This is a genomic window from Rhizobium sp. BK650 (assembly GCF_014195325.1).
Lineage (GTDB): Bacteria > Pseudomonadota > Alphaproteobacteria > Rhizobiales > Rhizobiaceae > Rhizobium.
The window spans coordinates 99929-113424 of record NZ_JACIBK010000014.1; the positions used below are offsets into that span (position 1 = coordinate 99929).

15 protein-coding genes and 1 pseudogene are annotated in these 13496 nt (G+C 58.7%); 7 read left to right on the top strand and 9 right to left on the bottom strand.

Going from position 1 to position 13496, the window contains the following annotated elements:
• Window positions 1-20 precede the first annotated feature (20 nt).
• A complete protein-coding gene (locus FHX15_RS26450) occupies window positions 21-854 on the bottom strand; it encodes an SDR family oxidoreductase (protein WP_184401318.1) in 834 nt (277 codons plus the stop codon).
• 98 nt (window positions 855-952) lie between these two features.
• Between FHX15_RS26450 and FHX15_RS26455 the strand changes: the two genes are divergently transcribed.
• The gene (locus FHX15_RS26455) at window positions 953-1852 is read left to right on the top strand and encodes a LysR family transcriptional regulator (RefSeq protein ID WP_184401319.1); all 900 of its coding nucleotides are present in this window, start codon (window positions 953-955) and stop codon (window positions 1850-1852) included.
• Between the two features lie 97 nt (window positions 1853-1949).
• Here FHX15_RS26455 and FHX15_RS26460 read toward each other — a convergent pair whose 3' ends face one another.
• Both FHX15_RS26460 and FHX15_RS26465 read right to left on the bottom strand, forming a co-directional pair.
• Window positions 1950-2279, bottom strand: a complete 330-nt coding sequence (locus FHX15_RS26460; protein ID WP_184401320.1) for an Atu4866 domain-containing protein — start codon at window positions 2277-2279, stop codon at window positions 1950-1952.
• Between the two features lie 106 nt (window positions 2280-2385).
• Window positions 2386-2940 carry a nuclear transport factor 2 family protein gene (locus FHX15_RS26465; protein WP_184401321.1) on the bottom strand — a complete coding sequence of 185 codons (555 nt, stop codon included), beginning with the start codon at window positions 2938-2940 and terminating at the stop codon, window positions 2386-2388.
• A gap of 169 nt (window positions 2941-3109) precedes the next feature.
• On the opposite strand from FHX15_RS26465, the gene FHX15_RS26470 reads away from it, so the two are divergent.
• The 4 genes from FHX15_RS26470 to FHX15_RS26485 all read left to right on the top strand — a co-directional run bounded on the left by FHX15_RS26470 (window position 3110) and on the right by FHX15_RS26485 (window position 6215).
• Entirely contained in the window at window positions 3110-4000 is an 891-nt protein-coding gene (locus FHX15_RS26470; protein ID WP_184401322.1) for a LysR family transcriptional regulator, read from the top strand.
• A gap of 276 nt (window positions 4001-4276) precedes the next feature.
• Entirely contained in the window at window positions 4277-4726 is a 450-nt protein-coding gene (locus FHX15_RS26475; protein ID WP_148147260.1) for a MarR family winged helix-turn-helix transcriptional regulator, read from the top strand.
• Between the two features lie 4 nt (window positions 4727-4730).
• Window positions 4731-5540: an NAD-dependent epimerase/dehydratase family protein gene (locus FHX15_RS26480; protein WP_184401323.1), complete on the top strand. Its 810-nt coding sequence runs from the start codon at window positions 4731-4733 to the stop codon at window positions 5538-5540.
• A gap of 381 nt (window positions 5541-5921) precedes the next feature.
• Window positions 5922-6215 carry a hypothetical protein gene (locus FHX15_RS26485; RefSeq protein ID WP_184401324.1) on the top strand — a complete coding sequence of 98 codons (294 nt, stop codon included), beginning with the start codon at window positions 5922-5924 and terminating at the stop codon, window positions 6213-6215.
• A gap of 117 nt (window positions 6216-6332) precedes the next feature.
• Here FHX15_RS26485 and FHX15_RS26490 read toward each other — a convergent pair whose 3' ends face one another.
• From FHX15_RS26490 to FHX15_RS26515, 6 genes and pseudogenes are all read right to left on the bottom strand, one after another.
• Entirely contained in the window at window positions 6333-6548 is a 216-nt protein-coding gene (locus tag FHX15_RS26490) for a hypothetical protein (protein ID WP_184401325.1), read from the bottom strand.
• A gap of 166 nt (window positions 6549-6714) precedes the next feature.
• Window positions 6715-6924 (bottom strand): cold-shock protein, encoded by a 210-nt coding sequence (locus tag FHX15_RS26495; protein WP_184401326.1) that lies wholly within the window; start codon window positions 6922-6924, stop codon window positions 6715-6717.
• A 223-nt stretch (window positions 6925-7147) separates the two neighbouring features.
• Complete coding sequence (locus FHX15_RS26500; protein ID WP_184401327.1) at window positions 7148-8017, bottom strand: transglutaminase N-terminal domain-containing protein; 870 nt, start codon at window positions 8015-8017, stop codon at window positions 7148-7150.
• A gap of 140 nt (window positions 8018-8157) precedes the next feature.
• The gene (locus FHX15_RS26505) at window positions 8158-9240 is read right to left on the bottom strand and encodes an alpha/beta hydrolase family esterase (RefSeq protein ID WP_184401328.1); all 1083 of its coding nucleotides are present in this window, start codon (window positions 9238-9240) and stop codon (window positions 8158-8160) included.
• 166 nt (window positions 9241-9406) lie between these two features.
• A pseudogene (locus FHX15_RS26510) lies at window positions 9407-10432 on the bottom strand (fatty acid desaturase).
• A gap of 60 nt (window positions 10433-10492) precedes the next feature.
• Window positions 10493-10738, bottom strand: a complete 246-nt coding sequence (locus FHX15_RS26515) for a hypothetical protein (RefSeq protein WP_184401329.1) — start codon at window positions 10736-10738, stop codon at window positions 10493-10495.
• A gap of 1989 nt (window positions 10739-12727) precedes the next feature.
• Here FHX15_RS26515 and FHX15_RS26520 point away from each other — a divergent pair.
• Entirely contained in the window at window positions 12728-12937 is a 210-nt protein-coding gene (locus FHX15_RS26520) for a cold-shock protein (protein WP_184401397.1), read from the top strand.
• A 96-nt stretch (window positions 12938-13033) separates the two neighbouring features.
• Window positions 13034-13204 (top strand): hypothetical protein, encoded by a 171-nt coding sequence (locus tag FHX15_RS26525; protein WP_184401330.1) that lies wholly within the window; start codon window positions 13034-13036, stop codon window positions 13202-13204.
• Window positions 13205-13496: the final 292 nt, after the last annotated feature.

Genomic DNA, 13496 nt, shown 5'->3' on the forward strand with positions numbered 1-13496 from the left:
CTTCCAGACCGCCGGTGGGTTCACAGGTCCTGCCTGTCGGCGGAATTCGCCACCTTCCGCTGCGCCTCGAGAGCGGACAGGCGCGCGGAAAGCGCCTGCGAGATAGAGGAATAGGCCGTGCTGCCCAGCGTCAGTCGCAGTGGTGGCGTTGCGCTCTCGGCGGCTGATATGATTGCCGCCACGGTGCGCGCCGCATCTCCTCTGATCTCGAAGCTTCGGTCGCTGATCGCCCGGCGAACGGCGCCGGCCGGGGTTTCATCGTAGGCATCCATCGGTGTCGCGTGGACAAGATTGGCCCCGAAATTCGTGCCGGTCGGTCCCGGCTCGGCAATGATGAAGTCGATGCCGAAGGGAGCCACTTCCTGTGCCACCGCTTCGACAAAGCCTTCGATGCCCCATTTGGTCGCGTGATAGAGGCTGAACCCCGGATATGCGATCTGCCCTCCTTCGGACGAGACCTGGACGATCCGCCCGCCGCCTTGCCTTCGAAGAAGAGGCAGTGCGGCACGGATGAGATGGATGGATCCGGTAAGGTTGGTGGCGATCTGCTGGTCGATTTGATCATTCGCGAGCTCTTCCGCAGCACCGAACAGGCCATAGCCGGCGTTGCTGACGATCACGTCGATCTGGCCGTGCCGCTGGAAGGCTCCTTCCACGGCGGCGGTAATGCTCTCCGGCTTGACCAGATCGAGCTGAACGATGTCCAGTCGCTCGCGGTATTCCTGCTCCAGCTGCGCCAGCGTTCCCGGGCGGCGAAGTGTTGCGATCACCTTGTGCCCCTGCGCGAGCAGTTGTTGCGTCATCTCCAGACCGAGCCCCGAAGAAGCGCCGGTTATGAACCATGTCTTTGGCATGTGATTTTCCTCATCTATTCGTCCCTCAAGATGTAGAACAGCAACATTGGTGGTATAAGATCTTCAGTTTGGTATGAGTTGGTGAGGATAATTCACGAATGATGCGCCCTAGTCTGAACGATCTCGCGGCCTTTGCGGCGGTGGCCAATCACCAGAGCTTTCGCAGAGCGGCCGACATCATGGGCGTTTCACGCTCCGCCCTTAGCCACGCGATCATAGGCCTGGAAGCAAAATTGGACGTGCGGCTCTTCAACCGAACGACACGCAGCGTGTCGCTCACTCAGGCCGGTGCACGCCTGCTCGCGCGGCTCGATCCGGTCCTTCAGGATCTCGATCAGGCGCTCGATACTCTCTCGGAGGAGCGCGGAACCCCCAGCGGCTCCCTGCGGATCAATGCCAACAAGAGCGGCGCCCGCATTCTCCTTTCCGACGTCGTGCCGCGCTTTATGGATCTCTATCCCGACGTGGAGCTCGATCTGGTTTCGGAAGGTCGGCTCGTCGATATCGTGGAACAGGGTTTCGATGCGGGGGTACGTCTGCTGGAAGCCGTCCCGAAAGATATGGTCGCGGTGAAGTTCGGTGGCGACGTCCGTTTCATCGCCGTGGCGGCGCCCTCCTATCTCGACGGCAGAGCAAAACCGCACACGCCCGACGATCTTCACGGGCATTGCTGTATCCGCCAGCGCCTACCGAGCGGAAAGCGCTATCGCTGGGAGTTTTCCAGACGCGGCGCCGAAGTCGCGATCGACGCGCCGGGCAATCTCACCCTCGACGACAGTGATCTTCTCGTGCAGGCGGCGGCGGACGGGCGTGGAATTGCCTATGTGCCGGAGTACTTCGCCCGGCCGTTTCTGGAGTCCGGCCAGCTCGCGACCGTCCTTGACGAATGGTGCCCGCCGATACCGGGGCTGGCGCTCTATTACCCGCGCAGCCGCCACGTGCCGTCACCGCTACGGGCGTTCATCGATCTCCTGCGAGAGGTAGACAAGCAACGATGACAGGGCAACGGTGAATGGCGGCTGCCCATGTCGGAGGGAAAGCCCGCGGAAACCATTGCTCTCACCCGTTTTCGCATCGCGAAGGCTCGCCGGCATGTCAGGGCGTCGCCGACTTGCGGCGCAATATCATACCGCCATGGTGAAGCGTGTTAGCATCGACGAAATCCCCATCGGCGGTGAAGCCTGTGTCGTCCCAGTACTCGATATGCGTTCCGCCGACTTCGTAACGGCCCTCATAGGCTCGCTCGCGCTGGCCGCGGGCCTCGACATAGCGCCCGTTCGGCAGAAGTTCATGGCGAACACGGTTATCGTCGGTGACCCACATGCCGGCGTAGGGATGGTTCGGCTGCAAATTCGTCTCCTGTGCTTCTACGGGCTGAATCGAGAGGGTGGCCGCTGTGATGACTGCTGCAAATGGCTGTCGCATGGTCGGGCTCCGTAAAGCGTTAGCGTTCTCGGCTTGAGGGCGATCGCGGATGGGTGCGCGGCTATCGGTCGGCAGACGTCCTGGTCCGCCGAACCGCAGGCGTCGGTCACTCGGACCGTGGAGCGTTGTTGTCGACGACCTGCTGATAGGCAACGAGGTCCAGAAATGCCTCCGCGCTGACGACGAGGCCGTTCTTCATCTTGAGTATCCAGACGAACTGGTTGCGATAAGGTGCGCCCGACGTCGTGGTCGCTCTTCCGTCGAAGCGGATGATGACCGTGTCGCCGTCGGCGAAGATGTTGTGTACCTCGGGCGCGATCGGGGTCGCGAGCCGACTGGTCAGGGGACGCGATGCCTGTTCGATGAAATCCTTTTGGTTGCGATAGGTGCCAGCGACCGGTCCGGAACCATGGATCGTCCAGATAACGTCGGGAGCGAGAAGCTCTCCGAAGACATAGGTGCCCCCGCGCCATTTTTCGAAGGCGGCTTCGACGATAGCCTTGTTCCGTTGCTCGATTGCCGCACTTTCCGCAGATTGCACCTGCGTTCCCGCGGTGTTGGCAATAGCTGCGCCCGGCAAGGAGAGCGACAGCAATGGCAGTGTGATCAGAGCTGCTCGGCTAGCGCGGGCGACTTGGTGGTATGCCGGGAGATTGGTCATGGTCTCGGTCCTTTCCTGGCTGCTGAAAGCTTGATGAGAGCCATCGACCGGCACTGAAGCTGCGTGAACGGTCGACAGGCCTCGTCCTAGCTCGTGTTCCAAGGTAGGCGCCTCGATGAGATCGGACAATTTGCCTAATGATGACCACTCTGGTAAATCTGTCTAACCAATGGCAGTCGATCTGAATGGCATCTCCGTTTTCCTTGCTGTCGCTGAAGCGCGGAGCTTTCGCGCGGCAGCAGAGAATCTAGGCGTTACACGGCCAGCGGTCAGCCAGAGCATCCGACGCCTTGAAGATCGGCTAGGTGTCGCACTCGTGCAGCGAACGACGCGCAGCGTCAATCTCACAGAGGCTGGCGAGCAATTGTATCAGCGGCTAGCACCGGCTATTTCGGAAGTTGGAATGGCGCTCGACGCGACGGCGGATCGCGACAGCGCACCGAGTGGACTGTTGAGGCTGGCGGTGTCATCCATTGCCGAGCAGTTCATATCCGGGCCGCTGCTGGCGCGTTTCGCGGACACCTTTCCCTCAGTTCAGATCGACGTAACCGTCACGGACGAGGAATTCGACATTGTCGCGGAAGGCTATGACGCGGGGGTACGTTTGGGCGAAGTCATCGATCAGGACATGATTGCCGTTTCAGTCTCGGGCGACCAACGCCAGGGCGCCTTCGCCGCGCCGTCCTACATTGAACGCTTCGGAAAGCCTGAACATCCTTCGGAACTATCCGCCCATCGCTGTATCGGCTGGCGCCCCGCGCCGCATAGCGCGCCCTATCGTTGGGAATTCGGCGAAAACGGGCGCGAATTCGACGTGGCTGTCGACCCGCAGATCACCACCAACGACATGTGGCTTATGATCCGCACGGCCTGTGCCGGCGGCGGCATCACCTTCGGTATGGAAGACACGTTCAGACCCTATGTCGGATCGGGTCAGTTGGTCCCTCTCCTTCAGGACTATTGCCCACCCTTTGCCGGCTTCTTTCTCTACTATCCCAGCCGGCGCAACCTCGCTCCCAAGCTTCGGGCGCTTGTCGACCATGTGAAGCGGTGGCGATAGCGCTCCCACGACATCGTGGTCATCACAGTCACTGCCGCGTCGGGCACTACGATGCAGAACGCCCGAGGCTGCGGCTACCTTGAAGCCGTGGCCGCATCGCGGATGGTCACCTGAATGCCCGCCTGATCGCCCGTCGCTTCCGTCCAACACGGCTGTCCAGCTTTCTGGCCCCACCCTGAGATCACCTCATCCGAATCCGACAGTATTGAGCGTTGACATTCGTTCGCTACCTTGCAATTATCGTATGGTAGCGAACGAAATGAATAGGCGCTTTTCATGGACGATCACGCGGACACCAAAGATCTTTCCGTGGGAGCGTGGACGAAGCGGTGTTACTTCGCGGGCCGGGCCCTGATGGACGAGCGCTTGCGGCCCTTCGATTTGGGATCCACGCAATGGTATGTTCTCTGGTATCTCGTCAACAACGGCCCATCCGTCCAGCGAGACCTCGGCCGCGCACTTGAACTTGAACGCGCGACCTTGAGCGGAATTATCGCCACGCTCGTCCGCAAGGATCTGGTCGCGCAGACCGCGAATGGAGGCGATCAGCGTCAACGCCTCCTGACCCTGACAGCCGCAGGTGAGGCCCTGTGGCGTAAAATTCCTGATCTTTCTTTCATTCACGACGCTGCGTTCGGCGGGATCGACGAGGCCGATCTGGCCACGACCATCCGTGTCCTCAAGTCAGCGACCGAACGACTGCAGACCCTGTTGCGAAAGGATTGAACGAATGACAGTATTGATCACCGGAGCCACCGGGCTCGTTGGCGAGCGACTTGTGCCGCGACTGCTGAAGGCCGGTTTTGCCTGCCGTGTCCTGCTCCGGGCGGGCAAGGGCTGCCCAGAAGGAATAGAAGCGATTACAGGCGATATCCTTACCCCTTCGACCCTGACGAATGCCGTTCACGGGGTTTCCGCTATCGTGCATCTCGCCGCCGTGTTCCGCACGCAGGATACCGACCTCATCTGGAAGAGCAACCTCGACGGGACACGCAACCTGATTGCCGCCGTGAAGGCGCATGCTCCCGATGCGCGGTTCATCATGTCGAGCACCAGCCACGTCTACAACAAGGACAATCCGCATCCGGGAAGAGAAGACGACCCGGTCGACCCTCACCACGCCTATCCCGCAAGCAAGGTTGCCGCGGAGAAAGCACTGCGCGAAAGCGGGTTGAACTGGTCGATCCTTCGCTTCCCCTTCGTCTATGGCGACGGTGATGGGCATCTTCAATCTCTTCCCAAGCACGTCAGCACCTGGCATCCGGCGCAACGCATGAGCACGATCCATCATCGTGACATCGCTCACGCAATCACGCTGGGGCTCAAAGGCACTTTCGATCGGCACATCGTGAACTTGGCCGACGAGGCGCCCTCATCTATCTACGAACTCACTAGTATGGTCGGATCCAGGTTGGCGCCGAACTCCGAGCCTCTTGCAAATCCCTGGTACCTGCATGTTGATACGTCCCTCGCACACAGCCTGGGGTTTCGCCCCAGCATACGTACGGTGCACCAGGCTTGGCATGAGGGACTTTTGTGAAGTCGTACCGTGAGCAAGCCTGGGCGGCTCGCGGGCTAACACCTCTGGTGGAGCGAACCGAATGTTTAAGTTCAAAAGGACGATAGCCGGCGACCGGCGTGCCTAATCAACGACGTTCAGCAGGACTCTTAGCGCCTCATGTTCAGGACCATTGGGCTTCAAAGCGAGGAAGGCATCGACAGACCTGTGTGTCTCGTGTCCTCCTGACGCCGGATTGGCTCGATGCAGCACAGAGCGGCCACCGTTCTTGCCGTCCCCGCATAAGAACCAACGGTCCCCGTTGGAGCTCGCAGCAAATTCGATCTGTTCTTCCGGTCCGGAGCTTTCCCCGACAGCGCTTATCTCGTTGAGGGAATGCGCCTGCTCGCGCGAGATAGTCGCTTGATCCGCTGGCTCGCCTGCGATTTGCGTTTCGCCTGTGCTTGTCGAGGCGGGATAGTCATCCGGCGCGATCATGCCGGACCGGATCTGCTCTATGAGAGTGGTTTCCGCCAAGTGGTCTGCTCCCGCTTCGGGCTTCAGGTCGAGCGTCGCATAGTCCGCTCTTTTAAGAAGCCTGCGCAGGAGCGACTCCTTTATGTGAGTTATGTTCACCACAGCCAGCCCTCCGTGATCAAAAACATGACAAAAACAAAGCTGATCACGGTGACGGCTACTGGAGCGGCATTGGGATAGCTTGGTAGAAAATTTGTAGGAGTGGGAGTCATATCCGGTCCTTCCGGTTATGCGTCGAGACGGCATTGATCCGAGGAAAGCGGTGTTTGCCCCACCAGCTTCGGTCAACGGTTGCCATCAAGCCGCTATTGCTGTCTTGCGGCGCCGCGTTGGGCGGATCGGCTTTGGCTCGATCGGCTGGGCTTCGCGCAACTGGCGCAGACGCGCTGTTTTCCGGGTCCGGTTAGCCGTCTCCGTCTCAATGATCCGCCGCGCGACCTCACTCGTGGTCGCGGCCTTGTCTCGTGCGGAGATCTTTTCGGACTTGAAAAATGCCTGCTTCGTCATGGTCATGATAATCTTCTTTCGGTCTGGTGCTCGGACGCACCTAAGAAGTCGGGTTGGATCAAAGCCGTCAGAGCCCGGTCCAAAAGCAAAAAGGCCGGGCGCTAACCCGGCCTCTCACAGTCACTCAGCTCTGCTGCCAGTACATCCGTGGTCAGCGCGGCGAATGAAAACTTTAAGCTGCCTGAAGATTTTCGGCGGAACTTTTGCCTGACTTGCGGTCCTGAACAACCTCGTAGGAGATCTTCTGGCCATCCGAGAGCGAACGCATTCCGGCGCGCTCGACAGCGGATGCATGGACGAAGACGTCCGTGCTGCCATTGTCAGGTTGGATGAAGCCGAAGTCCTTGGTGGTGTTGAACCATTTGACGGTACCAGTAGTCATGACGATTTCCTTTCAGAACAATCGTTGTGGTTCCCGCGATGCCTTGCGGGTTAAGATCGATGATTTGAGAGGAAATCCGACGGGAGCCAGGCTCCAGACCAACATCACAAGCAATGGTCGATGAACGGTATGTGGGTACAAGTTCTGATTTTGCAAGGGACGCGTTGAATTTAAACCCGGGTCATTCAGGGTCACAGCGTTTCTGGCTTTCGTTCACCTTTCATCAGCCAATGAAGGCGATGTCTATGGCGACGTCCATCGATTGAAAGGCGTCCGCGGGACCGATGAACGTTCCCGATACCGGCAGGAGCTGGGTAATGTCGCGCGCGACCGCCACGGGGATCAGGTTGGCGCTGCCCATGCTCCTGTTTGTCGGGTCGAAGGTGATCCATCCCGCACCCGGAAGGAACACTTCAACCCATGCATGGGTCGAGCCCCCCGCCGACGAACCGACGAGGATGCGCGCCGGGTCGTGGAGATATCCGGACGTGATCCTCGCCCCGAGGCCAAGAACCCGGACACTTTCGGCAAAGAGCGTCGCAAGATCCCGACAGCTCCCGGACCGCAACGAAATGGTCTCCAACGGAGGCTGCGTTCCTTCTGTATCGCGCGCTTGGTAAGCGACGCCGTTCGAGACCCCGGCACTCAGATCCTTCAACAGCGACAGCGTATCGGTCGAATTCCCCATGACGAAGCCCTTGACCCACTGCTGCAATTCGCCAGAAGGATCGGGATATTGAATATCCCTGAGGGCGCCGAGATCCTTCCAGTCCTGGTCGTCATAAAGGAAGGGGTAGGTTGCGGCCCGCGCAGCGATATCGAACACGGGCCAGGCTTCCGATTTCAGTTCGACATCGGCACGGCTGACGATTTCGAGCTGCTTGGTCGGCTCCGAGAACGTCATGGTCGCAACTGCGTTTCCGAAGACATCGGTTGTCCAGGAAATCCTGCCTCGGGGAGAACCTGTAATCTGGTGCCTTTGCAGCAGGAGTTCCGGCCCCTCGCGCGGCCGCAGCAGTAGTCGGTAAGGAGAGAGCTGAACGCAGCTACGGTAGCTGTAGGTCGTCCGATGGCGTATGGAAAGTTTTGGCATTTCCGCACCTCACATGCACAAACCCAATTGGGTATGCTCAGGTATCGCCAGTTCGTTGTGCCGCCACCAAGCTCAGCCGAGATTGCGAAGATGCCGATCCGGTGAGAACGTGCGGCTGGGCCTTGATTGCCACGGATGCGTCATTTCAACAGCCCCGCAGACCGCAGCGCACTCTCTATGACGTCCTGGACATTATTCGTGATCTTGCGATCAGACTTCGCTCCCGTGAGCCTTTCGCCCGCGGCTTCGGGATTCGCACGACGCTCAAACGATGGTGTGAGACCCCAGTTGCGGGCGATGTGCTCCGTCGACGAGATGCCGACGTCGAGCATGTACGGTGCCTGCGAGCCGTAGCCGCTTGACGTGTCGATAGGGGTGCCGTGTCCCATGCCGCCGATGCGGTAAAGCTCGATGGCATCCGCGCCAGCCTTGTTTGTCCAGACGTGGTGTTCCTGCCCGTCGACTACGCCAGACCGTCCGGGTTGATTGCCTACCTCGTGTGTAGCTTTCCACTGGTCGATGATGGCCCGAGCATTGAGCTCGTCCACGGTCTTGTCGGCCGTACCATGCCAGACGGAGATGGTAGGCCACGGGCCGGCATGGCTCGACCCCGAACGAAGCTGCTCCTGAAGTTGCTCACAAGAGGGTAGACCGTGACCGCGCATCCGGTCGAACGCCTGTGGGATGCTCGAGGCAACGCCATAGGGCAGGCCCGCAATAATAGCTCCCCCGGCAAATACTTCCGGATAGGCGGCAAGCATGGCATTCGCCATGGCGCCGCCAGCTGACAGTCCCGTGATGAACACCCTCGTAGGGTCGATGCTGTGGTCGGAGATCATCACGCCGATCATCTCACGGACCGAGCGGACCTCGCCGCCGTCGCGCCGGATATCGCCATCGGAAAACCAGTTGAAACAGAGATTGGAGTTGTTCTGGCGGGTTTGCTCCGGAAACAGAACAGCAAAACCAAATTCGTCGGCCAGCTTCGACCATCCCGACCCGGCATCGTAGCCGGCAGCCGTCTGAGTGCAACCATGTAAGACTACTACAAGCGGGATTGGACGTGATGCATCCGCGGATCCGGGAACACGATACCACCCCAGCAGATCGCCGGGATTAACGGTTTGGTTCTGCAGCTTCTTCAACCGGTTTGAACCCGTAGACCTGATTGGCGCGGTGCGAAACCGTTGCAGGCGCTGCAAAGTATCCGAAAGACTTCTCATAGGGCTTCCTCGCTGCTCGCGGAAAGCCAACCGACGTCCCGGATGCTGTAGGTAATGCTGCAGTGCACAATTGCAAGACTTGCAGAGTGATGGGTGCAAGTCGTTTGCTCAGCGTTGGCAACAGCGAAACGACAAGAGCGGTAACCAGGCTATCAACAGGCTGCTATCACGCCATCTTTGCCTCCCGAAAGGAAATCAGTCGCTGCCGTTTCTCATCCCAGAGAACAAGTTTGACGCAGGCCAGACTGTCGCGAATGCTGATGCGGCCGACATCTGCAAGCTCGGGATGGTCTCGAAGCACCTCAGGCAGCCGATAGAACGGCACCCGGCTGGAGAGATGATGAATATGATGCATGCCGATGTTGCCGCTCACCCACCGCAAGGGGCGCGGCAGATCATAGTGTGAGGCCCCATGCATGGCAGCGTAAGGGAAAGCCCAGACCGGTGGTCTCGACCAGTGCGTATCCTCGAACTGATGCTGGACGTAGAACAGCCAGACGCCTGCGGATCCGGCAATGAGGACGATCGGCAGATGGATCAAGAGGAAGGGGATAATCCCGACGCTCCAGATTAATAGCGCCGTCAACACGGTAACGGCGACGTTTGTTGCCATGGTCGAGACCCAGGGCAGAGCGCCCGAGCGCATCATCCCGAACGGTAGCCTCTGCTTGAGGAGAAACAGAAAGGCGGGGCCGATCCCGAACATCACGAACGGATTCTGATACAAGCGATAGCCAAGCTGTCCCCTCGGAGTCAGATTGCGATACTCAGATACCGTGAGGGTTGTTATGTCGCCAACGCCGCGCTCATCCAGGTTCCCGGCAGAGGCATGATGTTCGTTGTGCGCGCGTCGCCAGTAGTCGTAGGGTGTGAGCGTCAGGATACCGAGTACGCGGCCGGTCCAATCGTCCAAGCGTCGTTTGCCAAAGAACGAACCGTGCCCGCAGTCATGCTGCAGCATGAAGATGCGTAGCAGAAAGCCAGCCGCACGAATGATCAGGAGTAGGCCAATCCAGTATTCGAACTGCAGCGCGATCGCCGCAGTGGCCTACAGAAGCGCGAACGGGATGAGGGTCACGGCAAGCTCGTACACACTTCGCGCCAACATAGGCTTGCGGTAGCCGGCGATGATCTTGAGCCAAGCCAATTCGGGATCAGCGCCTGGGCTGGCCGACGGTTTAATTGAGGTCAAACTATACCTATTGCGTCCTGGGATAAGCGCCGCACGTAGCAAGAGCCGGGAGACGGGGAATTACTTGATGCGGCGCGCCAGCGGATACGCCGGCGCGTCGTAAAGCGCCCGGATCTGTCTATGGTCGAACCGCGCCTCATCGACTTCGAGGAGAGAACCTAGTTGTTGTGCGCTGGGCATGTCTTCAACCGCGAAACGCAGAGCCTCGGCCGCCGTCTCAAAACGCCGGTAACGTGGCCCCCTGCTCCCGCGGAGAGATTTGCCCGAATACAGGCCTGCCACGCCTGTGTAGTCGAACTGGTTCAAGGGGTTGTCCTCCACGTTGCAGAAGGAGACTGAGCATTGACCCGGCTGGCTTCCCTGACGGTGCGCTCCGTTTCTCGCAGCTCGCGCAGTCGCAGCTGCATTCCCTTTCTCAGAGCCGTGAGTTTCTCCGCGTTTGAGCCTATCTCGGCAGCACGAAACAGCTTTTCCGCAGATTGGCGGAATGTGTAGTTCATTATGATTCCTTTGAGCAGGGGCCGTGGCAACAAACCGACTGATCCGCCGCAATTTATGCGGGTTGCCACTTTGTCAGCTTGCTGCGCTTTGATTTCGTCTGTTGAGAGGTTGCGCATTCCGGCATGATTTTTATGCCGTCGTCGGCGCTCGAGCTTTCCACTGAGACGTGGAAGAGGGCCCTATGCTCGCCAGAGGCAGCTTTCGCACGACGGCCGTCGTTAACACGCAGTCAGCGATCATTGCTTGTTCATGATAGCCGAATGCACTTATTCGCACCAAGTTTTGCGAGATACACGCGGGATACTGATTGGAAGACATCTTGTCCTCCTTCTGTTTGGGGTAAGGCCGCCAACAAAAAAATGACGCTCACGGGAACGGCTAAACCCGGCGTGTCCCCGGCGACACTTGCCGGACAGATCGATCTTTTGAAGGGAAATCCGGGCGGAGACTTGCTCCAGCTCGACATAACAATCATTGGTCGATTAGAGATATATGGGTACAATTTCCGCTTTAACAAGAGCTTCAGTTACGTCTGCTGACGCGCCGCCTGCGCGATCGTCCTTCTCTTCAACTCGTTGATGGACCAATTACTCGCCTGACGCTACAGCCCGTGCCGACGAAAGGAGCCCGCAAAGGGGGTGCTTTGCGGGCTCCAAAAAGCTCAGAGGTCGGTCCCCAGGAACGGGCCGCACCGGGCAGTTACTACCTGCTCACATATCCAGAACATTAGCGAATCAATTCGGCTGACAGTCCCCGGACCAATCACGAAGCCCTACCCTGTCGAAACGCTTGCAAAGGCGGGTGACCTGGGCGGCGCGACTCGGTGCGTTCGCGTACAAACCTTTCGGTCCGCTTGCGCTTTCTCACGGGGTCTCCATAATCGGGAACCGTCACGACTTCCCAGGCAGTGGCGGCTCAGGGTTTCCAAGTGCTCCCGCCTGAACGACGGAGGAGCGCCTTGAGGGGTAAAGCTTCCAAAACCATTCGCGCTTCTACTCGTTCGGATGGGTCTAACGTTCCCGGATTTACGCCGACACGTGCGAACCGGCTCGCAAGGCTCCTGCAACACCTTGATGAAGCAGAATGGCGTAGCAGCCCCAGACATGCCGGGCTGAAGACAGCCTTCGCAGCTCAGGACCTGGGCTTGATCGAGTCTAGGGGCGAAATCGGCTCTCAGATCTACGGCTTGACATAGCAGGACGAATGTTTGCGGAATCCCGTCCCGCTGCCCCAAACCACGGGGCGGAGGAGATCGGCCCTGTTTCCTCTCAAAGAGCAAAGTGGTCGTGCCGCTGCCGGCGCTCCACAACGCGACCCTTGCTCGCATCTTTGGCGTGATTGGCGTGACCCAAGCGAAACCATAATCGCTGGCGTTTTCCGCCGTCTGTAATCAACCGCTACGTCCACTGCGCTCGCCGTTTGTCGCCTGCGCCTCTTCTCCTGAGGAAGCGAGTTCCCTGTTGGCTACTGGTTCAAGACTGGAATGCGGATGAGCCTCCGCAAACAGGCCTACTGGGTCTATTTAGCAGCAAATATGCCCGGTCTCAGCATCAGGAAAGTCATGACGGGTGACGCTCGCAAAATTCCTTAAGAGACCGGTGTACAAAATAAAAACCTCCGCGTTCTTGCAGAACGCGACATTCCGATTATATATTGGATTATCGAATTTGCTTTTAGAGCTTTGCTTTGCGCTTGAGCGCAGCTGGCGGATCTTTTCTTTCAGACATCGATCAAATGACTGTCGGCGATTCTCGCCGGGCAGCGACTAATCGTGCGATTGAAAGGATAATCGTCATGAACACCGGCATCGTAAAGTTTTTCAACACCACCAAAGGCTTCGGCTTTATCCAGCCGACTGACGGCTCCAAGGACATCTTTGTTCACATCTCGGCGGTCGAACGCGCCGGGATGAGCTTCATCTCCGAGGGCCAGAAATTGAGCTACGACATCGTCGCCGATGGCCGCTCAGGCAAAAGCGCTGCCGAAAATCTTCGGGCAGCCTGACCGATGATCGGTCATTGACACGGATGTACTGGCATTGACCGCATGTCGAAAGGTCGAGGGATGTCCTCGGCCTTTTTTGTTGAAAAGGAATCTCATATGAAAAAGACCAGCGCCGAACAGCAGATCCAGAGAGCAGTGCGCCAGGTGAAGAACACCAGTGGCGGCGGCCATCTCGGCGGCACGAACTTTGGCCAGGCTTATGACGCGAAGACATCTTCGGCAAAGGGCAAGGCCGATAGCAGCCGTCGGGTTTCCCGAAAAAGCTGACCGCCCGGAAATCGCAACAGCAAATGGAGGTCAACATGAAAGTGGCTGAGTTCGCATGACCCAATCTGCTGCAGACTTGCCAAGTTGATGGCTAACTACGCCATATACGAGGAAGCCTCGCGCCAGCTGCGCAGGCCGGTGTTCGCTGTTCCGCAGGAGGGCAATGATCATCTCATGTCCTTGCTGCAAAAGCTGGCTGAGAGGGCAGACGCAGCGACAACGACTTCTTGCGCCTGACGTGAAACACATCCAATTCTTCCAGACCTTAAAGCTACCGCTCCCAGGGTGGCAC